At 64.4% G+C, this 26,730-nt stretch carries 24 protein-coding genes; 14 read left to right on the forward strand and 10 right to left on the reverse strand.

All coding sequences use genetic code 11. From position 1 onward, the window contains the following. Positions 1 to 23: 23 nt before the first annotated feature. Both scpA and F3H96_RS24100 read right to left on the reverse strand, forming a co-directional pair. Positions 24 to 2,147, reverse strand: coding sequence for a methylmalonyl-CoA mutase (scpA, locus tag F3H96_RS24095; protein ID WP_149804185.1), 2,124 nt, complete (start codon positions 2,145 to 2,147; stop codon positions 24 to 26). After that, positions 2,144 to 3,586 carry a methylmalonyl-CoA mutase family protein gene (locus tag F3H96_RS24100; protein WP_149804186.1) on the reverse strand — a complete coding sequence of 481 codons (1,443 nt, stop codon included), beginning with the start codon at positions 3,584 to 3,586 and terminating at the stop codon, positions 2,144 to 2,146. Before F3H96_RS24100 ends, scpA begins: the two co-directional genes overlap by 4 nt. A gap of 250 nt (positions 3,587 to 3,836) precedes the next feature. On the opposite strand from F3H96_RS24100, the gene F3H96_RS24105 reads away from it, so the two are divergent. The 7 genes from F3H96_RS24105 (at position 3,837) to F3H96_RS24135 (ending at position 12,813) form a co-directional block, all read left to right on the forward strand. Further along, the gene (locus tag F3H96_RS24105; protein ID WP_149804187.1) at positions 3,837 to 5,354 is read left to right on the forward strand and encodes a helicase HerA-like C-terminal domain-containing protein; all 1,518 of its coding nucleotides are present in this window, start codon (positions 3,837 to 3,839) and stop codon (positions 5,352 to 5,354) included. A gap of 478 nt (positions 5,355 to 5,832) precedes the next feature. Then, the gene (locus F3H96_RS24110; protein ID WP_244620134.1) at positions 5,833 to 6,255 is read left to right on the forward strand and encodes an AraC family transcriptional regulator; all 423 of its coding nucleotides are present in this window, start codon (positions 5,833 to 5,835) and stop codon (positions 6,253 to 6,255) included. Positions 6,256 to 6,350: 95 nt separating this feature from the next. Beyond that, the gene (locus F3H96_RS24115) at positions 6,351 to 6,908 is read left to right on the forward strand and encodes a hypothetical protein (protein ID WP_149804188.1); all 558 of its coding nucleotides are present in this window, start codon (positions 6,351 to 6,353) and stop codon (positions 6,906 to 6,908) included. After that, a complete protein-coding gene (locus tag F3H96_RS24120; RefSeq protein WP_149804189.1) occupies positions 6,905 to 10,957 on the forward strand; it encodes a YadA-like family protein in 4,053 nt (1,350 codons plus the stop codon). The genes F3H96_RS24115 and F3H96_RS24120 overlap by 4 nt, the downstream gene beginning before the upstream one ends. Positions 10,958 to 10,965: 8 nt before the next feature. Then, entirely contained in the window at positions 10,966 to 11,541 is a 576-nt protein-coding gene (locus tag F3H96_RS24125) for an invasion associated locus B family protein (protein ID WP_149804190.1), read from the forward strand. Positions 11,542 to 11,555: 14 nt separating this feature from the next. After that, the gene (locus F3H96_RS24130; RefSeq protein ID WP_149804191.1) at positions 11,556 to 12,281 is read left to right on the forward strand and encodes a hypothetical protein; all 726 of its coding nucleotides are present in this window, start codon (positions 11,556 to 11,558) and stop codon (positions 12,279 to 12,281) included. 52 nt (positions 12,282 to 12,333) lie between these two features. Continuing rightward, positions 12,334 to 12,813 carry a DUF4189 domain-containing protein gene (locus F3H96_RS24135; protein ID WP_149804192.1) on the forward strand — a complete coding sequence of 160 codons (480 nt, stop codon included), beginning with the start codon at positions 12,334 to 12,336 and terminating at the stop codon, positions 12,811 to 12,813. A 74-nt stretch (positions 12,814 to 12,887) separates the two neighbouring features. Here the strand turns inward: F3H96_RS24135 and F3H96_RS24140 are convergent, their stop codons facing one another. Further along, a complete protein-coding gene (locus F3H96_RS24140) occupies positions 12,888 to 13,538 on the reverse strand; it encodes a LysE family translocator (protein ID WP_149804193.1) in 651 nt (216 codons plus the stop codon). A gap of 11 nt (positions 13,539 to 13,549) precedes the next feature. Further along, a complete protein-coding gene (locus F3H96_RS24145; RefSeq protein ID WP_149804194.1) occupies positions 13,550 to 14,173 on the reverse strand; it encodes an FMN-binding negative transcriptional regulator in 624 nt (207 codons plus the stop codon). An 85-nt stretch (positions 14,174 to 14,258) separates the two neighbouring features. Between F3H96_RS24145 and F3H96_RS24150 the strand changes: the two genes are divergently transcribed. Then, positions 14,259 to 15,677, forward strand: coding sequence for a PLP-dependent aminotransferase family protein (locus F3H96_RS24150; RefSeq protein WP_210248168.1), 1,419 nt, complete (start codon positions 14,259 to 14,261; stop codon positions 15,675 to 15,677). 365 nt (positions 15,678 to 16,042) lie between these two features. On the opposite strand, the gene F3H96_RS24155 is transcribed toward F3H96_RS24150, so the two are convergent. Both F3H96_RS24155 and F3H96_RS24160 read right to left on the reverse strand, forming a co-directional pair. Continuing rightward, complete coding sequence (locus F3H96_RS24155) at positions 16,043 to 16,864, reverse strand: L,D-transpeptidase (RefSeq protein ID WP_149804196.1); 822 nt, start codon at positions 16,862 to 16,864, stop codon at positions 16,043 to 16,045. Positions 16,865 to 17,036: 172 nt separating this feature from the next. Beyond that, positions 17,037 to 17,699 (reverse strand): haloacid dehalogenase type II, encoded by a 663-nt coding sequence (locus F3H96_RS24160; RefSeq protein ID WP_149804197.1) that lies wholly within the window; start codon positions 17,697 to 17,699, stop codon positions 17,037 to 17,039. Positions 17,700 to 17,849: 150 nt separating this feature from the next. Between F3H96_RS24160 and F3H96_RS24165 the strand changes: the two genes are divergently transcribed. From F3H96_RS24165 to F3H96_RS24180, 4 genes are all read left to right on the forward strand, one after another. Further along, positions 17,850 to 18,728 carry a branched-chain amino acid aminotransferase gene (locus tag F3H96_RS24165; protein ID WP_149804198.1) on the forward strand — a complete coding sequence of 293 codons (879 nt, stop codon included), beginning with the start codon at positions 17,850 to 17,852 and terminating at the stop codon, positions 18,726 to 18,728. A gap of 208 nt (positions 18,729 to 18,936) precedes the next feature. Further along, positions 18,937 to 19,539 (forward strand): superoxide dismutase, encoded by a 603-nt coding sequence (locus tag F3H96_RS24170; RefSeq protein WP_040991319.1) that lies wholly within the window; start codon positions 18,937 to 18,939, stop codon positions 19,537 to 19,539. A 160-nt stretch (positions 19,540 to 19,699) separates the two neighbouring features. Further along, the gene (locus F3H96_RS24175) at positions 19,700 to 20,137 is read left to right on the forward strand and encodes a cytochrome c (RefSeq protein ID WP_149804199.1); all 438 of its coding nucleotides are present in this window, start codon (positions 19,700 to 19,702) and stop codon (positions 20,135 to 20,137) included. Positions 20,138 to 20,146: 9 nt separating this feature from the next. Further along, positions 20,147 to 21,094, forward strand: coding sequence for a cytochrome c (locus F3H96_RS24180; protein ID WP_149804200.1), 948 nt, complete (start codon positions 20,147 to 20,149; stop codon positions 21,092 to 21,094). 8 nt (positions 21,095 to 21,102) lie between these two features. Here F3H96_RS24180 and F3H96_RS24185 read toward each other — a convergent pair whose 3' ends face one another. From F3H96_RS24185 to F3H96_RS24195, 3 genes are all read right to left on the reverse strand, one after another. Then, a complete protein-coding gene (locus F3H96_RS24185) occupies positions 21,103 to 21,948 on the reverse strand; it encodes an LON peptidase substrate-binding domain-containing protein (RefSeq protein ID WP_149804201.1) in 846 nt (281 codons plus the stop codon). 199 nt (positions 21,949 to 22,147) lie between these two features. Beyond that, positions 22,148 to 22,537, reverse strand: coding sequence for an SET domain-containing protein-lysine N-methyltransferase (locus F3H96_RS24190; protein WP_149804202.1), 390 nt, complete (start codon positions 22,535 to 22,537; stop codon positions 22,148 to 22,150). Positions 22,538 to 22,631: 94 nt separating this feature from the next. Further along, on the reverse strand, positions 22,632 to 24,731 hold the full coding sequence (locus tag F3H96_RS24195; RefSeq protein ID WP_149804203.1) for a S9 family peptidase: 2,100 nt from the start codon (positions 24,729 to 24,731) through the stop codon (positions 22,632 to 22,634). A 107-nt stretch (positions 24,732 to 24,838) separates the two neighbouring features. Here F3H96_RS24195 and F3H96_RS24200 point away from each other — a divergent pair, with 107 nt between their 5' ends. Together F3H96_RS24200 and F3H96_RS24205 are read left to right on the forward strand one after the other, a co-directional pair. After that, on the forward strand, positions 24,839 to 25,207 hold the full coding sequence (locus F3H96_RS24200) for an SH3 domain-containing protein (protein ID WP_149804204.1): 369 nt from the start codon (positions 24,839 to 24,841) through the stop codon (positions 25,205 to 25,207). A 416-nt stretch (positions 25,208 to 25,623) separates the two neighbouring features. Further along, entirely contained in the window at positions 25,624 to 26,049 is a 426-nt protein-coding gene (locus tag F3H96_RS24205) for a MucR family transcriptional regulator (protein ID WP_135874754.1), read from the forward strand. A 174-nt stretch (positions 26,050 to 26,223) separates the two neighbouring features. On the opposite strand, the gene F3H96_RS24210 is transcribed toward F3H96_RS24205, so the two are convergent. Next, positions 26,224 to 26,652, reverse strand: a complete 429-nt coding sequence (locus tag F3H96_RS24210) for a SufE family protein (protein ID WP_149804205.1) — start codon at positions 26,650 to 26,652, stop codon at positions 26,224 to 26,226. Between the last annotated feature and the right edge of the window lie 78 nt (positions 26,653 to 26,730).

Genomic DNA, 26,730 nt, shown 5'->3' on the forward strand with positions numbered 1-26,730 from the left:
TGCAACGGAAATTATAACAGCGCTTACCCCGCCGCCAGCAACCGATCCATCAGCCGGTTCGCCGCTTCGGGGATCACTGTCCCCGGCGGGAAGATTTCGGCAGCTCCCGCCTTCAGCACCGCGTCATAGTCCTGCGGCGGGATGACGCCGCCGGCGACGATCAGCATGTCGCCGTGGCCAAGCTTCTTCAGCGCTTCCTTGAGCTCGGGGATCAGCGTCAGATGGCCGGCGGCTAAAGAGGAGGCGCCGATGATGTCGACATCGTGCCGCACCGCCAGCTTGGCGATCTCATCCGGTGTCTGGAACATCGGCCCGACGGTGACGTCGAAGCCGAGGTCGGCGAAGGCGCTGGCGATCACCTTCTGGCCGCGGTCGTGGCCATCCTGGCCCATCTTGGCGACCAGGATGCGCGGCTTGCGGCCGGATTTCTTCTCGAATGCGTCGATCTTTTCCTTGAGCCGATCGACCGCAGGATTGTCGCCGAGCGCATCGCGATAGACGCCGGAGATGGTCTGCACAGCCGCCGTGTGGCGGCCGAACACTTTTTCCAGCGCCAGCGAAATCTCACCGACGGTGGCGTTGGCGCGCGCCGCGCGGATCGCGAATTCGAGCAGGTTCCCGCCGCTTTCGGCCGCGCGGGTCAGCGCCGCCAGCGCGTCTTCCAGGGCCGCGATCTCGCGCGTGCCCTTGAGCCGCTGCAGCTTCGCCAATTGCCTGGCCTTTACCTCGGCATTGTCGATCTTCAGCACATCGACTTCGATATCCGCTTGCGGACGATGCGCGTTGACGCCGACCAGAATTTGCTCGCCGGAATCGATGCGCGCCTGGGTGCGCGCGGCCGCTTCCTCGATGCGCAGCTTAGGAATGCCTTTCTCGATCGCCGCCGCCATGCCGCCGAGGCTTTCCACCTCCTCGATATGGGCGAGCGCGCGCGCCGCCAGATCATGCGTCAGCCGCTCGACATAGGCCGAGCCGCCCCATGGATCGATCATGCGCGTGGTGCCGGATTCCTTCTGCAGGATGAGCTGCGTGTTGCGGGCGATTCGGGCCGAATGGTCGGTTGGCAGCGCCATCGCCTCGTCGAAGGAATTGGTGTGCAGCGACTGCGTGTGCCCCTGCGTCGCCGCCATCGCCTCGATCATCGTGCGGGTGATGTTGTTGTAGGGATCCTGCGCCGTCAGCGACCAGCCCGAGGTCTGGCAATGGGTGCGCAGCGACAGCGAGCGTTCGTCCTTCGGCGCAAAATTCTTCTTCATCAGGCTCGACCACAGCAGCCGCGCCGCGCGCAGCTTGGCGACCTCCATGAAGAAGTTCATGCCGATTGCCCAGAAGAAGGAGAGGCGTGGCGCGAAGCGGTCGATGTCAAGGCCGGCGGCAACGCCGGCGCGCGCATATTCGATGCCGTCGGCAATGGTGTAGGCAAGCTCCAGGTCGGCGGTCGCGCCGGCTTCCTGCATGTGATAGCCGGAGATCGAGATCGAGTTGAATTTCGGCATGTGCCGCGAGGTGTAGGCGAAGATGTCCGACACGATCCGCATCGACGGTTTTGGCGGATAGATATAGGTGTTGCGGACCATGAATTCCTTCAGAATGTCGTTCTGAATGGTTCCGGCCAGGTCCTTCTGCGCGACGCCCTGTTCCTCGGCCGCCACGATGTACAAAGCCAGGATCGGCAGCACGGCGCCGTTCATGGTCATGGATACGGTCATCTCGTCCAGCGGGATGCCGTCGAACAGCTGGCGCATGTCGAGGATGGAATCGATCGCCACCCCGGCCATGCCGACATCGCCGGCGACGCGCGGATGGTCGCTGTCATAGCCGCGATGCGTGGCGAGGTCGAAGGCGACCGACAGGCCTTTCTGGCCCGCGGCGAGGTTGCGCCGGTAAAACGCGTTGGATTCCTCCGCCGTCGAGTAGCCTGCATATTGCCGGATCGTCCAGGGCTGCTGGACATACATGGTCGGGTAGGGGCCGCGCACGAAGGGCGGCAGGCCCGGACAGGTGTCGAGATTGGTGAGCCCTTCGAGGTCGCCCTGGCCGTAAAGGTGCTTTACGGCGATGCCTTCCGGCGTCATCCGCTGGCCCTTGAGCTCGACCGGCGCGCGGCGCGGCGCCGACCAGCCGATCCGGCTGAAATCCGGGATCATGATCCGGCTCCGATCGACTGATCGATGCGCACCGGGAACAGCGGTTCGCAGGTCGCCACGCCCTCGGTCAGCGCCGGGCGCCGTTCCGCCGAAAGGGTCTCGACCGGCCGCTCGTTCGGTGCGCGATAGAGCGTCGTGCCGACAATGCCGCGTTCGCCCGACCGATAAGCGGCGTTGCGCCTGGCGGCGGCCGTCTGCACGCGGTTCTGGATATAGCCCTGCTGCAGGCTGGCGAGCACGCCGCCCTCGGCCTCGATGCGCTGGAACTCCTCCCAGGCCGCCGCGCAAAGATCGTCGGTCAGCGCCTCGACCGCGCCCGAGCCGCTGGCGGGGTCGGCGACATGGCCGATATGGCTCTCCTCGGCCATGATCAGCTGGGCGTTGCGGGCGACGCGGCGGGCAAAGCCGGCCGGCAGCCCATGCGCGATCGTGTGCGGGAGGATCGAGATTGAATCGGCACCGCCGGTTGCCGCCGCGAAGGCCGCGATCGCGGTGCGCAAGATATTGGTCTCCGGGTCGGCCATCGTCATCATGCGATAGGAGGTCTCGGCATGGATGCTGGCGGTGGAGGCTGGGATCGAGCAGGTCTCCTGGATACGTGCCCAGAGTTTGCGCAGCGCGCGCACCTTGGCCATCGACAGGAACTGGTCCTGGTCGACGCTGAGCGCGAAGCCGATATAGGGCGCCGCGTAAATGAGCGGTTGGCGCGCCTTCTCGAACATCCGGAGATAGGAGACGGCCGAGGCCATCATCGTGCCGAGCTCCTGCGCCTCGGTCGCGCCGGCATTGTGGAAGACGCGGCCGTCGGCCTCGAGCAGCACGCCAGGCACGCCCATCGAGAAGAAATGCGCCAGCGACTGCGGCATCGATTCCTGCAGTGCCTCGATCGAGGTGCGCAGCCGTCCGGTTCCGGCGAAGATCGCCGCCGGGTCGATGCCGAAGGAAAGGTTCAGCTTGGTCGGGTCGGAGCGTCGGCGGCTCAGGAAAGCCAGCAGCCAGTCGGCGACGGCGCGGCTCCAGGGATGCGCGTCGATTCGCACCTGCATGCGGTTGAGCGGCACGCCGTCGAGCACCGCCTCGAGCGCTTCCGCGGTGCGCGGCAGGCCGTAACCGAAGGCGTTCGGCGCCCCCTCGAAGACGAGCGACAGACCCGTCGCCCCCTGGGCGATGTCTTCCAGAACTTGCGCGCTGGCGCGCCCGATGTCCGGGTCGTCGACGCGCTGGCTGACGATCCACGACGCGGTCGGATTGGTGCGCGGCAGCGGCTCGGCGGTCGTCGAGCGCTCGCTGAGCGGTTCGATGCGGATGCCGTCATCGGTGCGGGAAACGAGCTTGTCCTCGAAGGAGCCGCCGGCAAGTGCCTTCTCCGCCAGCGTCCGCCAGCGCTTGGCGTCTGGGTTCGTAAGGTCGACATCCCTGGTCAAGGCGCCGGCGCCCATCGCACTCCTCGCTTCTTAGCCGCATCAGCCGGGTGCAACCAATCTAGGGTCAGGAACCCGATATCACAATGCGTCATCCGGCCGGGTTCTCTCGCGGCCAGCTAACCGATTGCCAAACATGCGCAAAATCCGCAAGCGCCAAAGCCCAAATTCGATGCCGGTCCCAAACTCGATACTGGCCATTGCCGCCTGCCGCTTGCGTTACTATACGTCGGAGGCGTTGGAGCGGAACAGATTGCGGAGACCGGACATGGCTGACGAGACCAGCATCTTCATCGGCGCCAGCCGCAAGCCCGACGATTCCTACCAGCGCGCGGAGGAGCTGCTGCTGCGCTACGGCAACCGCCATGGCCTGATCACCGGCGCCACCGGCACCGGCAAGACCGTCAGTCTGCAGGTTCTCGCCGAGGGCTTTTCCAATGCCGGCGTGCCGGTCTTCTGCGCCGACATCAAGGGCGACCTTTCCGGAATCTCCATGATGGGCGAGGCCAAGGACTTCCTGGTCAAGCGCGCCGAGCAGGTGAAGCTCGACCCTTACCAGTTCCAGGAATTCCCGGTCATCTTCTGGGACCTGTTCGGCGAACAGGGCCATCCGATCCGCGCCACCATTTCGGAAATGGGCCCACTGCTCTTGTCACGGCTGATGAATCTCACGGAAGCGCAGGAAGGCGTCATGAACATCGCCTTCCGCATCGCCGACGAGGAGGGCCTGCTGCTGCTCGACCTCAAGGACCTGCAGGCGCTGCTCGCCAACATGGCCGAGCGCGCCGACGATCTCAGCGCCCGCTTCGGCAATGTCACCAGGCCGTCCGTCGGCGCCATCCAGCGCACGCTGCTGGTGCTGGAGAGCCAAGGCGCGGCAAACTTCTTCGGCGAGCCGGCGCTGCGCATCGCCGATCTGATGCGCACCACGCGCGACGGCCGCGGCGCGGTCAGCGTTCTGGCCGCCGACAAGCTGATGATGAATCCCAGGCTCTACGCCACCTTCCTGCTCTGGCTGATGTCGGAGCTGTTCGAGGAACTGCCCGAGGTCGGCGATCTCGAGCGCCCGAAACTGGTCTTCTTCTTCGACGAGGCGCACCTCCTGTTCGAGGACGCGCCGAAGGTGCTGGTCGACCGCGTCGAGCAGGTGGTGCGGCTGATCCGCTCCAAGGGCGTCGGCGTCTATTTCGTCACCCAGAACCCGCTCGATATCCCGGAAAAGGTGCTGGCCCAGCTCGGCAACCGCGTCCAGCACGCGCTGCGCGCCTATACGCCGCGCGAGCAGCAGGCGGTGCGCACCGCCGCCGAGACCTTCCGGCCCAATCCCGATTTCGACTGCGCCACCGCGATCACCCAGCTCGCCACCGGCGAGGCACTGGTTTCCATGCTGGAGGACAAGGGCGTGCCGGCCATGGTCCAGCGCACGCTGATCCGCCCGCCGTCGTCGCGGCTCGGGCCGATCACCCCGGACGAGCGCCGCAAGATCATCGCCGGGAGCCCTGTCGCCGGCCAGTACGACCAGCTCGTCGACCGCGAATCGGCTTTCGAGATCCTGCAGAAGAAGACCAGGGAGGCGCAGGACGCCGAGGCACAGGCGCAAAACAGCGGCGGCTCGCGCTGGACCATTCCCGGCTTCGACGATGTTTTGGGGACGGGCAACCGGCGCTCTTCCAACCGCCAGACCGTTGTCGAAGCCGCCATCAAGTCGGTGGTGCGCTCGGTCGGCTCGTCCGTCGGCCGCGCCATCGTGCGTGGCATACTCGGTAGCCTGTCGAGGGGGCGCTAGAGCAATTCCAGGAAACGTGTGACACGGTTTTCCGTCAGGAATTGCGCCAAAACAAAGAGATGGAGCGTTTCGCCGTTTCCGTGAAACGGCGAAATACTCTGGCGGCGCCCCGCGACGACCGACCGCCCCCGAATCGAGCGCGCCGCCCGCGCGGAACTTCCGGCGGGGAAAGCCGCACCCGTGGCGACGGGCGCATATTTGTGTCACTCGTTGTTACCCTTCGACGACCGAATCTTACCTCGCGACGATCGCTGAACGTCAGCATCATCTAAACTTTTCGCGAGGGAACTTTTTCCCTGCGGAATCGCAATTTCATGAAATACCCAGCGCGCCAAATCATGGCCTTTACGTGCAGAAGCTGGGGGGCAAACTCGATAACCGACACCGCATGCGATCACGAATTATTGTGGCTAGGGAACCGAAAGCACCATCTAAGGTTGAGCCAAGGCCGCGGGGTGTTGGACGTCAGGAGTCCGAATTGCCGCGTGACCACGATCTGCCAGCCTGGTTCTTGGAGATCCCGGCGGAGAGACGTCCGCAGCTGAGCGCCAAGGGCGGGCTTTCGATCCGCGCCACCCGTCAAATCCTGCAGTTCCTGAACGAGAATTTTTCGCGAAAGCTTTCGCTCGCAGAGATGGCGGCCGTATGCGAGCTGTCACCCTACCATTTCGTCCGCGCCTTCTCGAAGACGTTCGGCGCTTCGCCGCATCAGTATGTCCTCGTTCTTCGCCTGGATTTTGCCGAAGAGCTGCTCGCCGACAAGCGCCTGTCGATCACCGACATCGCCGATTTGAGCGGGTTTTCCAGCCAGAGCCACTTCACCACCACTATGAAGAAATATCGCCACGTTACGCCCTTGCAGGTGCGGGAGCGGCGGCTTCGCGGCCAGGCGAATAAGTAAGATAGCGCTAATTTAGTGGCAGCGTTATTTTGTGGGTCGGCTTATAGAAGGTATATCTAAAGTAATTTTGTGTTAACCTCCGGCCGATCAACTGGATGTTTTTGGACAAACAGCAATTTGCTGAAATACGAGACTACGAAAATCTGTCTTTCTGCGGCAAATCCGGTACTCGGATTCTCAGCTGGCTGCGGGGGCATATGCGCGACGATACGGCCATCGGTCGAAGCCTTTCCGAGGAGATCGGCTACTGGCTGGAGTCGGCATCCCGGACGCTTGAGAAACATTACGGAAGCGGCGTGCCGCTCGCCAAGCAGGATCTCCTGCTCGCCCATTACCTCTATGGCCTCACCGCCGTTGTTCACGCCGGCGACGAGCCAGCCGTCCATCTGGCGGCCGTGCGAACCTATCTCGAGCGGCTGATCCCCAAGGAGCGGGCCGCGACTGCGCTCACGGCCGTGCCCGAGGAGGGCGACGCCTGGCTCGAAAACACGCTCGATCGCGTCGAGGCGATCGGTGAAAAACAAGGCCATGCGCTGCTGGCGCGCGGCGCAGACGTCGTCATCCCATTTTCGAGCAGAAACGCCTCGGCGGCAGGGTCGGCGGAACCTGTCGCCATCGAGCGCGACCCACCAAAGGAGGCATTCTCGCAATGAACGTCAGGCAAGGACGAACCATCCGGCGCCGATCGGGCACCTTCACTGGAAACTGGGTTTCCGGCGGCGCCGAGACCCGCTCGCTCCGTCGTCGCCTCATGGCGGCGCTGCGCAAGGCGTATCGCGTGCTCGGCATGCGCCGCAAGGGGCTGGGGCTCGGCGCGCTGGGCAGCGGCAGAATGCTGGCGGCGGCGCTAGGTGCGACTGCATTGGCGGGCATCGGCACGCCGGCATCAGCACAGTTTGTCGGCGGTGGCGGCACGGCGAACGGGGTGCGCGGTATCGCGATCGGATCTGGAGCCGTGCAAAACGGAGCCGATTCCATTGCCGAGGGCACCAATGCCAACGCCGGTAGCCAGAATGCCGTCGCGATCGGCTTCCAGTCGCTCGCGACCCAGATCAACTCCATCTATCTTGGTTCTCGGACCGCCGCAGGAACGGGAGCGCTTGCCCAGAGCGCGATCGGCATCGGTACGGATGTGACGGCATCCCAGGTCGACGCCATTGCAATGGGACGTGCGTCCGTTTCGTCGGCACAATATGCGGTTGCCATCGGCCTGAACGCGAGCGCCACCGGCGCCGGCGGCGCGATGGCGTTGGGCCAAGGCACTGTTTCAAGCGGAGTCAATTCGGTAGCGCTCGGCGTTCAGGCCAGTGCAACCGGGGCCGGCGCCAATGCCTTGGGCACTTTCTCCGTTGCTTCGGGAGGCAACTCCACCGCCCTAGGCACCAGCTCCACGGCTAGCAACAACTACGCGACAGCCGCAGGCTGGGCGTCCGTCGCCAGCGGCGCCAATTCCACTGCCGTAGGACGTCAGGCCGTTGCCAGCGGCACAAACGCCTCCTCCTTCGGGACTGGTTCGAGTGCGATAGGAGACAATTCCCTCGCTGCCGGCGTTAGCGCCAGCTCGGCCGGCGCGCAGTCCGTGGCGCTCGGCAACCAGGCTAGTGCGCAATCAGGGGCGGCAGTAGCGATCGGCGCCGGGGCGACTGCCTCCGGCGGCGTCCCTGGTGCCGGGGCCATCGCCATGGGCATTGGCGCCAAGGCCATCGCCACCGGCAGCGGTTCCCCGATCGCCATCGGCGCGAACGCCAATGCGAGCGGCGCTTCGGGCACGGCGCTTCCCGGCGGCTTCACATCGTTCGAAGCGACCGCGATCGGCAACAGCGCGGTCGCCACGGGGCAGGGCGGCACGGCTGTCGGCATCGCCAGTAACGCAACGGGCACCTGGTCAACCTCCCTCGGCTTGAGCACCACGGCGTCGGGCGATCACGCGACCGCAGTCGGTGTCCTCGCCAGCGCGACGGGAGCGGAGTCTACGTCGGTTGGTTCTCAAGCCAAGGCCACCGGTGCCCTTTCGTTCGCTGGTGGCCGTTTGTCCACTGCCAGCGGCGACGCTTCCGTCGCCGTTGGCAGGTCAGCCGTGGCGTTGGGGGCAGCCTCGACAGCACTCGGCTCGGGCGCGGTGGCATTCGACGTCAATGGGATCGCCATCGGCACCAGCGCAGGCGCGTTCACCGCCGATTCCGTCGCCATCGGCACGGGTGCGATCTCCGATGGCGGCCAGTCCGTCGCCATCGGCTTCGGCAATATGGCTTACGGCGACGGCGCGGTCGCCATCGGCGATCCGAGCTATGCCAGCGGCACCGGCGCCTTCACCGGCGGCGCCAACAACATCGCCAACAGCGACGGCACGGCGAGCGCCACCGCCACCAACCAGGCCGCAGGCGCGGTTGCGATCGGCAACAACAATAAGGCGATCGGGCAGGGCTCGGTGGCGCTGGGCAACGGTTCCACCGCAGGTGCTTCCGGTTTCGTCGGCAATGTTGCGCTGGGTAATGGCGCGACGGCGGCGGCAAGCTCCGGCGATGTCGCGCTGGGCTCTGGCTCGGTGACCGCGACTGCGGTCGGCACCAGCGGCACGATCATTGGGACCACAGCCTACAGCTTCGCCGGCACGAACCCGACGAGCACCGTCAGCGTCGGCGCGCCTGGCGCGGAGCGGACCATCACCAATGTTGCCGCGGGCCGGCTCAGCAACGCCTCGACCGACGCCATCAATGGCTCGCAGCTCTTCGCCACCAACCAGCAGGTGACGCAGAACACCACCGACATCAGCAATCTCAGCTCGTCGCTCACCAACATCAACACCGGCGCGGGCATCAAATATTTCCACGCCAATTCGACCTTGGCCGATTCCCAGGCGCTCGGCACGGATTCTGTCGCGATCGGTCCGAACGCGATCGCCAACAACGCCGGTGACGTGGCGATCGGCCTCAACTCGGTGTCCGGCACCACGACCGTGGTCGGCGGCACGACGATCGGCGGCGTGAACTACACGTTTGCCGGCGGAACGCCGGCCGGCGCGTTCTCGGTCGGCTCGGTGGGCGCGGAGCGCCAGATCCAGAACGTCGCGGCCGGGAGGTTGAGCAATGCCTCGACCGATGCCGTCAACGGCTCGCAGCTCTTCGCCACAAACCAGCAGGTGACGCAGAACACGACCGATATCGCCACCAACACCGCCGACATCACCACTCTCGGCAACACGATCAACAATTTTGCCGGCGACACCTCGACGGCCTACACCGACGCCAATGGCGACGGCATCCGCTATGTGCGCACCAATGACAGCACCCTACCGGTCACCGACGCCTTCGCTCAAGGGGTAGGCTCCTCCGCCCTCGGCTACCAGGCGACCGCTTCCGCCGGCGACGCGTTGGCGCTCGGCCGCGGCACCCAGGCCACCGTCCTTGGCGGCGTGGCGCTTGGCGCTGGCTCGATCTCGGATCGGGCGGTCGCGCCCGTATCGGGATCGATCCTCTCCGGCACCGGCCTCATTCCCTACAACACCGCGGATATGAGCCTGCTCGGCGCCGTCTCGGTCGGCACGTCCACCTCCTATCGCCAGATCATCAACGTCGCCGACGGCACCGAGGACCAGGACGCGGTGACGCTGCGCCAGTTGAAGGGGGCGCTGAGCTCCTTCGCGGTGACGGGAACCATGTACTTCCACGCCAATTCGACCGCCTCCGACTCCCTTGCGGTCGGGGTCGACTCGGTTGCGATCGGTCCGCGCACCACGGTCAATGGCGACAACGGCATCGGCATGGGCAACGGCGCCATCGTGCAGCAGACGGCGCCGGGCGGCATCGCCATCGGCCAGACGGCGACCGTCAACCAGGCCGACAGCATCGCGCTCGGCACCAACTCGACCGCCAACGGCGCCCAGTCGATGGCGCTCGGCGCCGGCGCCACGGCCAACGAGCCGGGTAGCGTCGCTCTCGGCGCGGGCTCGACCACGGCGGCGGCGGTTGCCACCACCGGGACTACGATCAACGGCGTCAACTACACGTTTGCCGGAACAGCTCCGACGAGCACCGTCAGCGTCGGCACCGTCGGTAACGAGCGCACCGTCACCAATGTCGCGGCGGGCCGGATCAGTGCCTCCTCGACGGACGCCATCAACGGCAGCCAGCTCTACGCGACCAACCAGGCAGTCGAAGCCATGCAGGGAAGTGTCGGCGATCTCAACGAGTTCGCGGTCCAGTACGACAAGAACGGGGACGGCAGCAAATCCAACTCGCTGACGCTGGTCGGCGGCGACGTGAATGCGCCCGTCGTCATCCACAATGTCGGCGCCGGCACCGCCAACACCGATGCGGTCAACGTGCAGCAACTCAATCTTGGGCTCGCGACCACGTTCGACAACTCCAAGGCCTATACCAACCAGGTGGCGGCCACCACGCTCCAGCAGGCCAATGCCTATACCGACTCCAAGCTCAGCCAGCTCAACATGGACATGGACGAGGCTCGCGGCGAGGCGCGCCAGGCGGCCGCGATCGGCCTGGCCGCCGCGTCGCTGCGCTATGACGACCGCCCGGGCAAGCTGAGCGTTGCGGCTGGCGGCGGCTATTGGCGCGGCGAGGGGGCCGCCGCGTTCGGCGCTGGCTACACCAGCGAGGACGGCCGTGCCCGGGCCAATGTGTCCGGCACGACGGCGGGCGGACACTGGGGCGTTGGCGCAGGCGTCAGCTTTACCCTCAACTGAGTCACTCCATGACCAGGCCAGTAGTCTCTGCCGTTTCGATATGCATGACTTGCCTGCTCCTGTCCGGCCCGGTCGCGGTCGCACAGGAGGCAGCGCCGTCCGCCTATCGGATAAAGGCTTCGGACGTCGCGGTGCCGCCCGACGTGAAGCTTGGCGAATATCAGCGGACCACGCGTCCATTCGAGAACTGGACGCTGATCTGCGACGAGAACCTGCAGGCCAGGAAGAAGGTCTGCAACATCAGCCAGTCCTTCATCGACCAGGGCCAGGCGCTGGTCTTCAGCTGGTCGCTCGCGGCTGACGAGAAAGGCAAGCCCTTCATGATATTGCGAACTCCGAGCGCGGCAGGCGCGGGAAGCAAGCTTTCGCTGAAGCTTGCCGGGCGCAAACAGCCGGTGGATGTTCAGCTGCAGGGCTGCGATGCGTCGGTCTGCGTCGGCTACGTCCCCGTGGGTCCCATGCTTCGCGAGCAGATCGGCAAGGAGACCACGGTCCAGGTCTCCTATTCCCTGCCGTCGGGAGCGACGGTCAGCCTCGACGCCCCCTTCAAGGGGCTCAAGACCGCCCTGTCGGCCATCAACTAGAAAGACTTGAGAAGATGACACGCCAATCGATCGAGGACAGAATCCTGACACGCTCCCAGCCCGTGCCGCTACCGGAGCCGCCGGCAAACCTGCCGCCGAAGCGCTCGTCCATCCGGCGGCTGGCACGAAACACGGCGCTGTTCGGCTCGTTTGCCGTGCTGGTCGCGGCGGCGGTCGTTCTGTCGTTTCGCCTCTCACCCGCGCTGGGGACCTTCGTCGCCGGCACGGCCTCGGCGCAATCGCAGGCGCCCGCCCAGGGCAAGCCGGCGGAAGCCACGCCCGCGCCGGCAAATGCTTCCGCTAACAAGAATCCGTTCCAGGCGCATGCGGCCCAGGCAGGCGTCCATACCTGCGCCAATCTCTTCGTCACGCTTGGACAGGCTCTAACAGCCGGATCGACCTATGCGGTCCAGACGCAATGGGACAACAGCTCGCCCGATACCCACGCCGTGCAGGCTGTCGCCGGCATGAGCTACAACCTGCCGGACTACAAGACGCAAGCCGCCGGCGTCGTCTATGCCTCGCCCGCCGGCCAGACTTGCGAGGGCGGCTTCGTGCGCGTGGCGCCGTTCCAGCGCTCTTGCCAGGAAGTCGCCACGACGCTCCCGGAGGGCAGCCTGCGGGCGGACAATCTTTCGAACACGATGCTGTTCAACCTGGCCAACAATGGCGGCCAGGCCCTGCTGGTCCCGACCGGCAACACCTGCATCGTCGTCTCGGTCGCGCGCATGGGCGGCTAGAGTGCCGGGCATGACGGTCGATTGCTGAGCAGTTGCAACCTGGAGCACGAAAATGCTGATCAATCCCCGCCTTTCGATCCCGCTGCTCGCGGTGCTCGCCGGGCTTACGATTGCGAGCAACGCCGCGGATCTGGTCGCCCCATCGCCGCCCCCGGCGCCGGCGAACGAGGAGAAAGGCATCTGGGGCGCGATCGCCTATTCGCCGGGTGACGGCCGTCACGGCTTCTTCTGGGGCGCCGACAAGCGGCAGGAAGCCGAGGACATCGCGCTCAAGCATTGCGAGAATGCGGACGGCAAGGGTTGCAGGGTGGTCGAGGTGTTCCGCAACCATCGCCATTGGGACGATGACGACGGCACTGGCTTTCCCTACGAGCATTGCGCGGCGCTTTCGGTCGGCAAGAGCCGTGGCGCGGCAACCCCGTTCTGGGGTGCCGCGTCGGCCACGACCCGCCGCGAGGCAGAGGACAAGGCTACGGCGCAGTGCGGCGGCGGGAAGAAGGAATGCAAGATCCGCGAATGGGTCTGCACCTGACGGGGTGAAGTCCGGTCGACTTGTCCGCCGGCCGCGCATTCGTGCGTGGAATGCCTGGTAGCTCAGCCCGCCGATCAGAGGGCAGGGCGCCTGGCTATGGCAAGGCCGATCCCAAGCGCGATCATCGCGCCGCCGGACGCTTCTCGCAGGCGTCGTATCACCCCCGAACGCCCGGCCGCGCCCTCCCTGATGCGGCTGGCCGCAAATGCGACCATGACATCGGCAAGCGTGTTCAGCGTTACCGATACGAAGCCCAGGGCCATGAACTGCAAGGCGACGTGTCCGGCGCCGAGGTTCACGAATTGTGGAATGAAGGCCAGGAAGAAGGCTGCCGTCTTCGGGTTCAACGCCTCGACCAGCACGCCTTCGCGGAATGCACGCCGGACGCCGACCGCAGGCGCCGGCGCGCCGCCGTCCAGCATTGTCTTTGCCTCGCGGCGGGCGGACTGGAAGGTGCGGACGCCGAGCCAGACGAGGTAGACGGCGCCGATCACTTTCAGCGCCGTGAACAATTCCGCGCTTGCCAGCACGATTGCCGAAACGCCCAAGCTGCCGGCAAGCACATGGACCATGCCGCCCAGGCCCGTTCCGAAACTGGAGGCGATACCTTCCGCGCGTCCTCCGGCGAGCGTGCGCGCGGCGACGTAGAAGATGCCCGGTCCGGGCGTGATGGCAAGCAGCAGCGCCGCGGCGAAGTAAAGGGCGAACTGGGTCAGGTCCGGCATGATGAGTTCGGTCACGACGGAATGAGCAGCGCGACCTTGCGGTCGGAAGGCCGGTCGCTCGCCGCGAGACCGGACACCACACCGGCGCGATCGGCCGCGTTGCGGTTCTGGCTCATCTTGCGCTTGCCTTCGAGCCTCGCGATCGGCATGCGCAGCCCGACAATGCCTCTCAGTTGCGCTTGGATGAAATCCGGCGGCGCGTCCGATACGGCCCAGGGCGAGGCGCGCCCGGCTTCGTGGAGTTTGGTAAGGCGCGTGACGATTTCGAGCAGCCTGTCGGCGTCCTCGAAGAATTCGATCGGTCCGTAGGCGTGGACGGCGACATAGTTCCAGGTCGGGACGACCTTGCCGGTCTCCTGCTTGGTCTGATACCAGGTCGGCGTCACATAGGCGTCCGGCCCCATGAAGATCGCCAGGCCGTCGCCCAGCGGCGGGACCCGCCATTGCGGGTTTGCCTTTGCGACATGGCCGTAGATCACGCCATGCTCGCCCTCGTTCTCGTCGAGAAGAAGCGGCAATGGCGTCGCGAGCGGCCCCTCCGCCGTGGCGGTGACCAGCGTCGCCAGCCGCGCGGCGCGGATCGCTGCGCTGAGGCTCTCATGGTCGTCATCGCGGAAGGCGGGCGGGATGTACATGGCGAAACTCCTTGCGTCGCAGGAAAAGATGCCGGAAAGCTGGCTTGCTTGGAACATCCAGTTTTGAAGGTTTTCGGTGGTCCAGTTGGAACAGGATGGCGTCGCGCGCCGGATCATCGCGGCAATCAAGGCGCAGATTCACGGCGGCGCCTACCGGCCCGGCGACCGCCTGCCGTCGACGCGGGCCTTCGCAGCCGAATGGGGCGCGTCGCGAACCACCGTGACGGCGGCCTACAACCAGCTCGACGCCGAAGGCTACCTGATCATCCGGCAGGGGGCGCGTGCGATCGTTGCCCCAGGACTGGAGAGGGCATCGGGGGAGGCGCCGGTCGCGGCTGCTTCGCCGCGCAACCTCTCGGCATTCGCGCGCCGACTGCTGGCCCTGCCTCCGCCGACTGAACAGCAGCCGGCCAAGATCGCGGATTTCCGCTATGGCGACCTGTCCGGCGCCGACTTCCCGGTGCTGGCCTGGCGGAGGGCCTCGAACAAGGCCATCCTGCGGCGCCCCGCGCGGCTGCGCTATGGCGATCCTCAGGGATCGTCCGTTCTGCGCAACGCGCTCCAGGCCTATATCTGGCGCGCCCGCGGCATCAGTTGCGCGCCGGACCAGATCGTCATCGTCAACGGCTCGCAGCAGGGGCTCGATCTTTGCGCACGGCTGCTGCTCGACCACGGCGATCCCTTTGTGATCGAAAATCCGGGCTATCCGCTCGCCCGCCACGCCTTCGCGGCGGTGGGCGGTGTTGCTGTACCCGTCGCTGTCGACGCGGAGGGGCTGAGGACGGACGCATTGCCGCCGGCCCGTCTGGCTTATGTGACGCCTTCGCACCAGTTTCCGCTCGGCGGCGTGCTTTCTGCGACGCGGCGGCGTTCCCTCCTGGGCTGGGCCACGGCATCGGGCGCCTATGTTGTCGAAGATGATTATGACGGCGAATACCGCCACGACATTACCCCCATCCCACCCCTGCAGGCCCTCGACGCGGACGCCGTCATCTATGTAGGCACGCTGTCCAAGACGCTCTCACCCACCTTGCGGCTCGGTTATCTCGTTGTCCCCGCCGGCCTGTGCCGGGGTTTCAGTGAGGCCAAGCGCCTGACCGACCGGCATGCTCCGATGCTGGAGCAGGACGCATTGGCGGATCTGCTGGCAAGCGGCGCTTACGAGCGTCACGTCCGCAGCATCCGCAGACGGAACGCCGAGCGCAGGGAAGTCCTGCTGCAGGCGCTGGCCGATCATTTCGGCCCGAGGATCGTCGTCGAAGGCGCCGACACGGGACTGCATGTCGTTGTCTGGATGAAGGACGTGGCCGCCGAACACGAGGAGGCTCTCATCACAGCGGCGCGCGCCGCTGGAATCGGCCTCTATCCCGTGTCGCCGCTTTATGATCCAAGCAGGCCCCGGCCGGAGACGGCCGGCTTCGTCGTGGGCTACGCCGGGCTTGATGCGGAAGCATTGCGACGTGGCGTTGCGGCGCTGGCCACGCTAATGGCCGAGCATCGCTAGTTCCCCGACACAGGGATTTTGAAAGGTTGCCGTTTGTCTTGGTGCAAGATTTTCCGTTGATTTCCGTGAAATCAGCGCAAACGCCCGGGATTGGTTGAAGCCGCCCCCCAACGTCGTCATTCTATGGCGGAGCAAGGAGCGAAGCGACGCGCGCAGACCCTAGAATGACGATCGCGATGGGCGTTTCGGCCAATCTCCAAGGCATGCGACCTGCCAACGCAAACAGAGCCGACCGGCCAAAATCCCTGTGCAGTGCCTAGAGCAACTTCAGGAAAGTGCGATGCGGTTTCCCGTCCGGAATTGCCTAAAGACAAACAGTTAGGGCAGTTCAGCGAAACGCTGAGCTGCCCTAACCTATCGACGCCTTAGAAGATCTCGTTGGTCAGCCGCTTCACCGGACCGAGCAGGATGGAACCGGTCGGCACACCGTTGTCGATCGGGATGGCCCGACGCTCGGGCATATCCGCTACCGGCTCGCCGATATCCGCCGTCACGACGACCGGTGTCTTGTTCGGCACTCGATCATAAAGGTCGATGATGTCCTGGTTGATCAGGCGCACGCAGCCCGACGAAACCGACTTTCCGATCGACCACCATTCCGGCGAGCCGTGCAAGCGATAGAGCGTGTCCTGGCTGCCCTGGAAGAGGTAGAGCGCGCGGGCGCCGAGCGGGTTCTTCAAGCCGCCCGGCATGCCGCCATTCTTGGCGCTGAATTGCGTCAGTTCCGGCTGGCGCGCGACCATCTCGTCCGGCGGCGTCCATTTCGGCCATTTCTGCTTCCACTGCACGACCGCGTCGCCCGACCATTCGAAGCCGGCGCGGCCGAGGCCGACGCCGTAGCGGATCGCCTGGCCGCCCTCGCGCACCAGATAGAGGAAGTGGTTGGTGGTATCGACGACGATCGTGCCCGGGCGCTGTCCGGTCGGATCAGGAACGATCTGGCGCAGGTATCTGTGATCGATCTTGTTGACCGGGATGGCCGGCAGGTCGAAGCCGTTGTCGGACATCGGCCCGTATATCGTCGCGTAGTCGCCGAGCGGCGGCTCGACATAGGCCGGCGGTGGCGGCTGGACAGGTTCGGGACCTGGACCGGTGGTGGTGCAGGCGGAAGCCGCAACGGAAGCCGCGCCAAGCGCAGTGAAATTGAGGAAGCCACGGCGGCTGATGCGGAAGGAGGCGTCTGACATGATTGCCTTTTCTAGGTCTTGATTCGCAAGAAAGCATGAACCCGCAGGCTGGCCGCCGGCAGCTCCAATAACAGTCGGCGGTGATAGGCGGTTCCAATTCTGGCCTGACGGTGGACAAACAAAGGCGAAGCTGTGACCGCGACACATCTGTTGCGCTGCAGCAACAGCAAGGTCAGGCGCCTGCCAAAAGGCCTTCGAGCGAAGGCAGGATCAGCCCCGGCGGAAAGTCGCGGTACTCATCGGGCTGGTTGGTGCGGTTGATCCAGACGGTGCGGAAGCCGAACTTGGCGGCGCCCGCGATGTCCCAGCGGTTGGAGGATTGGAACGACACCGCCTCCGGATAGAGCCGCCGGCCGGTGACCACCATGTCGTAGACCGAGGGATCGGTCTTGAAGCGCTTGATCTCGTCGACCGAGAAGACGTCGTCGAGGATCTGGTCGAGCGCCGCGGATTTCACCGCGGCCCGCAACATTTCCGGCGAGCCGTTGGAGAGGATCGCAAGCTTGGCGCCCGAGGCTTTCAGCGCTTTCAGCACCGCCGGCACTTCCGGATAGCAGTCGAGCCGCCAATAGGCTTCGAGCAGCCTAGCCCTCAACGCCGGATCGGCCGACGGCACCTTGCGAAGCGCGAAGTCGAGCGCCTGCTCGGTCAGTTGCCAGAAATCGGCATAGGCGCCCATCAGCGTCCTGACCCAGGAATATTCGAGCTGCTTGGCGCGCCAGATCTCGGAAAGCAGCTGGCCGTCGGGTCCGATTTCGCCGGCATGGCGGCGCACGGCCGCATGCACGTCGAACAACGTGCCATAGGCGTCGAAGACATAGGCCGCATGGTGCATGGCAGAGTTTTGCGGCGCGCCGGCCCGCCGCGCAAGCGCTGATTGCGGTCAAGTGCCTCTGGCCTCAACGATTTTTGCCCATGTCGGTTGACGCCGGCCGCCAAAGCGTCGTCCTATGCCGGCCTGCAATCATCGATCTGGACGGCGAACATGACATTGGCGGCGGCGGCGCAAACCGCGACTTGGACCTATGTGGACGGCGACTGGTACGAGGGCAACGTCGCGATACTCGGCCCGCGCAGCCATGCCATGTGGCTCGGCACCAGCGTCTTCGACGGCGGCCGCTGGTTCGAGGGGGTGGCGCCCGACCTCGATCGTCATTCCGCCCGCGTCAATGCCTCGGCGGCCGCGCTTGGCCTGAACCCTTCCATGACCGCCGAAGAGATCGTCGGGCTGACCTGGGATGGCTTGAAGAAATTCGACGGCAAGACCGCGGTCTATATCCGGCCGATGTATTGGGCCGAGCATGGCGGCTATATGGGCGTGCCGGCCGATCCGGCCTCGACCCGCTTCTGTCTCTGTCTCTATGAATCGCCGATGATCCCGCCTTCCGGCTTTTCGATCGGAGTCTCGCCGTTCCGGCGCCCGACCATCGAGACCATGCCGACGAACGCCAAGGCCGGCTGCCTCTACCCCAACAATGGCCGCGCCATCCTGGAGGCCAAGAACCGCGGCTTCGACAACGCGCTGGTGCTCGACATGCTGGGCAACGTCGCCGAAACCGGAACCTCCAACATTTTCCTTGTCAAGGACGGCCATGTGATGACGCCGGCCGCGAACGGCACGTTCCTTTCCGGCATCACACGCTCGCGCACCATCAACCTGCTGGCGGACTACGGCTTCAAGACCACAGAGAAGACGCTGTCGGTCCATGATTTCCTCGAAGCCGACGAGATCTTCTCGACCGGCAATCATTCGAAGGTCGTGCCGATCACGCGCATCGAGAACCGCGACCTGCAGCCCGGACCCGTGGCCAAGAAGGCGCGCGAGCTCTATTGGGAATGGGCCCATTCGCCTTCCCCCGCGTGAGCCGCTGCAGCGTTTCACCGTTTCACGGAACGGCGAACCGCGCTGCCCATTTGTTTTACGCAATTCCAGACGGAAAACCGTTTCACACTTTTCCCGGAATTGCTCTAAAAAGTCGCCCGGCGCTCCATTCCGGAGTTGCCCAGGCCCGTTCCAGACCTATCTTAGCCCGGTAGCATCACCGGACTTTTTCCTCGAGGGAGTACCATCCATGGCTTTTGAGTTGCCCGCTTTGCCTTACGACTACGAGGCCCTGCAGCCTTACATGTCGAAGGAGACGCTGGAATATCACCACGACAAGCACCACAAGGCCTATGTCGACAACGGCAACAAGCTGGCCGCCGAGGCTGGAATGGGCGACCTGTCGGTCGAGGAGGTCGTGAAGCAGTCCTTCGGCAAGAATGCCGGGCTCTTCAACAATGCCGCCCAGCACTACAACCACATCCATTTCTGGAAATGGATGAAGAAGGGTGGCGGCGGCAACAAGCTGCCGGGCGCGCTGCAGAAGGCCTTCGATAGCGACCTTGGCGGCTACGACAAGTTCAAGGCCGATTTCATCGCCGCCGGCACCACGCAGTTCGGCTCAGGCTGGGCCTGGGTGTCGGTCAAGAACGGCAAGCTCGAAATTTCCAAGACGCCGAACGGCGAGAACCCGCTGGTCCATGGCGGCTCGCCGATCCTCGGCGTCGATGTCTGGGAGCACTCCTATTACATCGACTACCGCAATGCGCGGCCCAAATACCTCGAAGCCTTCGTCGACAGCCTGATCAACTGGGACCATGTCCTGGAGCTTTATGAGAAGGCGAAAGGCTGACTATTTTGAAGAAAAGCCCCGGCCTGCCGGGGCTTTTCTTTTTCAGCCACACTGGAGTTTGATCACCATCGGGAAAATCGTGACGGAACGGGGGGAATATTCCCGCCGTCAGGTCCGTTAACGTCCAATTCGCGAACTTCATCACCATGGAGCCAATTGAATGAGAAAGCTTGTCCTCGCCGTCTCTATGATCGCTGTTGCCGGTTCGGCTGCCTTTGCCGATCCGATCCAGGATCGCCAGGCCTTGATGAAGGAGCGCGGCAAGCTTGCCGGCCAACTGTCCAAGGTGGTCAAGGGCGAGGAGGATTTCGACGCGACCGCCGTGCTTTCGACGCTGAAGGCCCTGCAGGCCAATGCCGAGAAGTTCGATGCCGAAAAACTGTTTCCGCCCGGTAGCGACAAGGGCGACACCACGGCCGCGCCGAAGATCTGGGAAGATATGGCCGGCTTCAAGGCCGCCGCGGACAAGTTCTTGGCCAACACCAAGGAAGCGGTCGCGTCGCCGCCGGGTGATGTCGATGGCCTGAAGGCGCAGCTCAACACCCTCGGTGGTGATTGCGGCGCCTGCCATCAGAACTACAGGATCAAGAAGGGCTGACCGCCTGAAATGGCCTGGCTGAAGAAGTTCGTCGGCGCCGTCATCGTGCTTGGCGCCACCGCCGCTGCCGCCGGCTGGGTCCTGTCGGCGCCGGTCAGGCTTGATGCCGCGAGCGTCGCGCAGCTCGGCCCTGGCGACGCCGCCAAAGGCAAGCGCATCTTCTATGCCGGGGGCTGCACCTCCTGCCACGCAAGGCCTGGCGCCAAGGGCGACGCCCGCCTCGAGCTCGTCGGCGGTCTGGAACTGAAAACGCCGTTCGGCATCTTTGTGCCGCCCAACATCTCGCAGGATCAAAAGGACGGCATCGGCGCCTGGAGCGAAGAGGACTTTGCCAACGCCATGCTGAACGGCGTCTCGCCGTTGGGCGAAAACTTCTATCCGGCCTTTCCGTACACGTCCTACGCGCGCATGAAGCCGGCCGACATCGCCGATCTCTATGCCTTCATGAAGACGCTGCCGGCGGTCGCTGGCAAGGCGCCGGATCACAAGCTCTTGTTTCCCTTCAACATCCGCCGCGGCATCGGCCTTTGGAAGCGGCTCTATCTCAGCCCCGAACCGGTGATCGCGCTGCCCGACGGCGCGCCGGACAAGGTTCTGGCCGGCCGCTACCTGGTCGAGGGGCCGGGCCATTGCGGCGAATGCCACACGCCGCGCGATTTCGCCGGCGGCGTCAAGAAGGCCGAATGGCTGGCGGGCGCCGTGGCGGCGGAAGGCAAGGGCGTCGTGCCCAACATCAGCCCCGGCGGGAACAGCATCAAAAGCTGGTCTGAATCCGATATCGCCAACTATCTTGAAACCGGCTTCACGCCCGATTTCGATTCCGTCGGCGGCGCCATGGTCGAAGTGCAGCAGAACATGGCTCAGCTGACGGCAGACGACCGCGCCGCGATCGCCGCCTATCTCAAGGCCGTCCCGCCGCATCCCAACGGCTATCCGGCGCGCAAGCCGGCGAGCTGAGAACGCGCTCAGCGATGCTGACGGCGCCGGTCCGTTTCCTCAGGCCGTCCGGCGTTCATCAGGTCGAGGATCTTTGCCAGCCGGACGACGACGTCGCCGGTTTCCAGGAGTTGCTGCTCCTGTTCCAGGCCGATGGATAGCAATTGCGCGACCGTGTCGGCCAACAGACCGGGATTGTCCGCGGAAGGAAGGCCGAAGCGTGCCCTCTGCTGCAGCGGAAGCGAAGATAGGTCGACGTTGGCGTAGATCCGATACGCATCGAGAACAGCATGTGAAAGCGCGGCGGCCTCTTCCGACTGGCCGCGCTGCTCTTCAATCGGCGCAATCTCCCCCGCCAGGAATTCACCGTTGATCAGGCCGGTGATGGCGGCTCGTTCAAGCCCGGAGACGGAGACCTTGAGAACCCCGTCCACTTGTGTCTGACAATTTATCACACTCGCCGTGACGCCCACCGGATGGAGGCATTCGCGGGCGCCGGGATCATTGTCGGCGCCGTCTTTCTGGGCGACAACGAGGACGCGACGGTCGCCTGTCACAGCGTGTTGTACGGCGCGCCGCGTCTTGTCCCGCGCCACGAAGATCGCGGTGACCATTTGCGGGAACAGCACGAGATCCCGCATCGGGAAAATCGGCAGAGTCGCCTGATCAGAGGGAGCGGCAATCTGTACTGGCGCTCCGGACAGATTGGCGCGCTGGCTTGCCTGAATTCTTGCGGCCAGAACGTTCCAGTCGCGAGCGCCAAGCACTTTGGCGATCAGTTCCAGGCTTTCGCTGTGTGAGAGGGAAACGGATTTGGCGGCCAACGCTTCGCTCAGCGTTTGCGCCATAGCCTTTGCATCGCGGAAATCGCGCATCAGATGATCCTTTGCAAAAACGAACGGAAAACGTCAGGGCTTGCGTTGCTGACCCGTTCGTTCGGGCAAAGGGGAGCCTGAAGTGGCTCGATACATTCACCGTACCCCGGAGGGCGCAAGCAGCAGGCTGTATCCACCTGCTGCAAGGTGCGCCGAGGCTGCGCTGTTTGTCAATCCTGGCCGCGATGGCCGTGTTCCGTTACGGGTGGCGGTCGCCGAGGAAGTCGAAGCCGTTCTCGAAAAAGTGGTTGTAGTCGCACGTCAGTTCCTCGCCGGGCGCGATGTCGCGCAACGCATAGGTTTCGTCAGGCGAGGACACGTCGCAGTTCGGATCGTCGGCATGGTTCATGTAGCGTGCGTCATCCGCCTCGAAAACGATGAAATTGGGATCGCGCCGGTCCGGGTAGGAGTAGCGGTCGAGATAGGATTTTACCGGGCCGCTCTCGCCCTCATAGGTCTCGACGGGAATGCGCCGGTCGAACCTTGGATCGAGCTTCCAGATCAGTGTGCCGCGCCGAATGTGGTGTTTGGCGAAGACGCCGATTCCCTGGATGGGCGATTTGTCGAGATAGACGTCGACGAGCAGCATGACGAACCCTGCGAATGGACAACCCGGCGGCCTGAAAGGGCCGCGCTTCAACAACGGCGCATAACGCGCAGACTTGGCAATTGCGAGTGGAAAATCAGGCCTTGCCGGTCACTTTCAGGGCATAGGCGTAAATATAGGCGATCTCCTCCAGCCGCGAGAAACGGCCGGATGCGCCGGCATGGCCGGAATCCATGTTGATCTTGAACAGCACCGGGTTGCCGCCCGCCTTGCGCTCGCGCAGCTTCGCCACCCACTTGGCCGGCTCCCAATAGGTGACGCGCGGGTCGGTGAGGCCAGCCAGCGCCAGGATCGGCGGGTAGTCGAGCGCCGCGACATTGTCGTAGGGTGAATAGGCTGCGATCGTCTTGTAGTCGTCGGCGGACGCGATCGGGTTGCCCCATTCCGGCCATTCCGGCGGCGTCAGCGGCAGGCTGGCGTCGAGCATGGTGGTGAGCACGTCGACGAACGGCACCTCGGCGACGATGCCGCCGAAGCTTTCGGGCGCCATGTTGGCGATCGCCCCCATCAGCATGCCGCCGGCGGAGCCGCCTTGCGCCACGACGCGGTCATGCAGCGTGTAGCGCTCGGCCACGAGATGGCGGGCGCAGGCGATGAAGTCGGTGAAGGTGTTCATCTTCTTCGCCCGCTTGCCGTCGTCGTACCAGCCGTAGCCCTTGTCCTTGCCGCCACGCACATGCGCGATGGCGTAGACGAAGCCGCGGTCGACCAGCGACAGGCAATTGGTGTTGAAGGCGGAAGGAACGGTGATGCCGTAGGAGCCGTAGCCGTAAAGCAGGCTGGGAGCGGAACCATCCAGCGGCGTATCGCGATGGTATAGCAGCGAGATCGGCACCAGTTCGCCATCGGCGGCGGGCGCCATCAGGCGGCGGGTGACATAATTCTCCGGATCGTGGCCGGAGGGCACTTCCTGCGTCTTCAAAAGCACCCGCTCGCGCCTGCGCATATTGTAGTCAAATACCTGCGCCGGCGTGGTCATCGACGAATAGGTGAAGCGCATCACTTCGGTGTCGTATTCGTAGGAGCCGGAGAGGCCGAGCGAGAACGCCTCTTCGTCGAAGGAGATGAAATGCTCCTCGCCGCTGGCGCGTTCGCGCACGACGATGCGCGGCAGGCCGTCCTTGCGCTCCAGCCGGACCATATGGTGCCTGAAGCCGAGCACCGACAGGATCAGCCGTCCCGGCTCATGCGCCACCAGCTCCTGCCAGTTGGCGCGTATGGGGTTTTCGACCGGCGCCGTCATGATCTTGAAGTCCTTGGCGCCGTCGGCATTGGTGAGGATGAAGAAGACGTCGCCGCCTTCTTCGAGATCGTATTGCAGCCCGGTTTCGCGAACCGCCACCAGCTTCGGCTCGGCCGATGGGTCATTGGCCGGCAACAGGCGATATTCCGAAGTTTCGTGGTCGTTGATGCCGATCATGATCCAGTCATTGGCGCGCGTGCCGCTGACGTCCATAAAGAAGCCCGGGTCAGTTTCCTCATAGATCAGCCGATCGTCTTCCGCCTTGTCGCCAAGCGCGTGGAAGAACGCCTTTGACGGACGATGGTTGTCGTCGAGGCGGGTATAGAAGAAGCCGTCATCGCCGGCATTCCAAACTCCGCCGCCGCCCGTATCGGCGATCTGATCGGCAAGTTCCTTGCCGCTGGCAAGATCGCGCACACGCAGGGTGAAAAATTCGGACCCCTTGTCGTCGAAGGCCCAGAGCAGCTTCCCGTGATCGGCGGAGTGGTCGACACCGCCAAGCCGGAAATAGGGCTTGCCCTCGGCTTCCGCGTCGCCGTCGAGCAGGATCTCGTCGGCGCCGCCATCGCGCGGCGTTCGGAAATAGCGCGGATGCTCGCCACCTTGCCGGAAGGACGAACCGTAGGCATAGGGGCCGTCCTTCATCGGCACGGTCGAATCGTCCTCCTTGATGCGCTCCTTCATCTCGGCAAACAGCTTGCCACGCAGGTCCGCCGTGCCGGCCATCAGCACGGCCTGATAGGCGTTTTCAGCCTCCAGATGAGTCCGGATCCGGCCGTCGAGCAGGGCAGGATTCCGGAACACGGCCTGCCAGTTGTCAGCCCGCATCCAGGCATAGTCGTCGCTGCGGGTGATGCCGTGATGCATGTCGAAAACCGGATGTTTCTCAGGCGTCGGCGGGTTGGCGGTCGGGAAGGCGGAAGTTTTGGTCATTACGTCTCGCTGCGGAATTTGCTTGAATGACGAATGAACACGCTGCTCAGCGGCGGTTCAAGGGGCGCGGTTCAAGGTGGCCTGGAAGCTAAGTCGAAGGGGGAAAGATGAAATCCTGTGTTTTGACCGCCATGGCTGTTGCCGTCGCCGCGGCCGTTCCGACTTTTTCCAGCCAGTCTCATGCAACCGTCTTTGCCGCCTGGCAAGTGGCGGGCGTGCCTTTCGGCGACACGCTCAACGCCCGGAAGTATCCCTCCAACGCATCGCAAAAGCAGGCCGCTTATCCGAACGGCACCGTGCTGCAGATGACCGGCCGCTGCACGGGCGGCATAAACCTGCTCGATATCGCCCGGCAGTCGCAGTGGAACCAGCGCCAGGCGATCCGCTATCGCTGGTGCGAGATTTGGCACGACCCGGCGCAGAATGGCCATTTCGCCACCGGCTGGGTCTACGGCAAATATATCGCGCCCTATTGAGCGGATCCGTCACCGAGCCTTGCCGATCCGGCCGGCCGGGCAACGCCCCTTGCTCCGTTGCGCTGCAGGATTCATCGCGCCGGCGCCATAGCTTCCAAGCATTGGCCAAGCATTGGGTGCCTCGTCGCATCGCGATCGGATGTCTAACATAAGGCTGACGCCACGTCAGGGCATGCTGGTCTGACCAGAAAAATCTCGCGAAGTTACACGGCGCACGAATTTTTGAAGCTGAATCAGCAATATTTGATGAATATCGGCGAAACTAAGTCAATATGCGAATTGACTTACTTGCAATGCGGCGTCATTAAGATGACCCGACGCGAATCGCAGGGATTTCCTGCATGAAACTCGCGCGGCGCCCGATCCCAGAAAAAGGGCACAGTCTTAGAAACAACTCTCGTTGGGGCTTTGGAACTATGGAAATCGTCGAAACACCTGCGAAAAACGGTGATGCGCTGATCGAGCTGACCGCCGATGTCGTCGCCGCCTATGTCAGCAACAATCCCGTGCCAGTTGGGGAACTGCCGAACCTTATTGCCGACGTCCATGCCGCGTTGGGCCGTGTCGGTGGTTCGCCGGAGCAGCCGTCGGCCGAGAAGCAGAAGCCGGCCGTCAACCCGAAGCGTTCCGTGCATGACGACTACATCGTCTGTCTCGAGGACGGCAAGAAGTTCAAGTCGTTGAAGCGCCACCTCATGACCCATTACAATCTCACGCCCGAAGAATACCGTGAGAAGTGGGGCCTGGACGCCAATTACCCGATGGTCGCCCCGAATTATGCCGCCGCTCGCTCGCAACTGGCCAAGAAGATGGGCCTGGGTCGCAAGCGCAAGGGTCGCTGATAGCACTCGGCTCCTCAAGCAATTCGACGGCGCCCATGCGGCGCCGTTTTGCTTTCCAACGCATGTCGCTCGCAAGTGTGCAGCGGTTCTGAGGCTACGACATGCATCAAAACAAAGGTTGAAAGCGCTTCGCCGTTTTCAGCGCGACGCGCATTGGGGCGCGCAATCGGCCAATCAGGCCATCTGCCTCAACGCCGCTTCCGCGTCGCGCTTGATGCGCTTGACCATCGAACGCAGGCCATTGGCGCGTTGCGGCGACAGATGTTCGTCGAGGCCAAGCTCCTTCAGCGTCGCTTCGGCGTCCGTGCCCTGGATTTCGCTTGCCCGCCGGTCCGAAAACAGCGCCAGCATGATGGCGACGAGGCCACGCACGATATGCGCGTCCGAATCGCCCTGGAAGCTGATAACCGGATCGGCGCCTGCTCCGTGCTGCGTGGTGAGCCACACCTGGCTGACGCAACCGGGCACCTTGTTCGCGGCCGTGCGCTCCGCCTCGGGGAAAGGCGGCAGGCCCTCACCGAGCTCGATGACGTAGCGATAGCGGTCCTCCCACTCATCGAGCAGGGAAAAGTCGTCGCGGATCGTCTGGATCGGGGTAGTCATTGCACGGATATAGTGATCCGGCGCCGCCGCGTCACGGAAAAAGAAAGACGCCGCGGGCGTCGAGAGGTCGCACGGGCC

The sequence above is a fragment of the Mesorhizobium sp. NFR06 genome, assembly GCF_900115245.1.
Classification (GTDB): domain Bacteria; phylum Pseudomonadota; class Alphaproteobacteria; order Rhizobiales; family Rhizobiaceae; genus Mesorhizobium.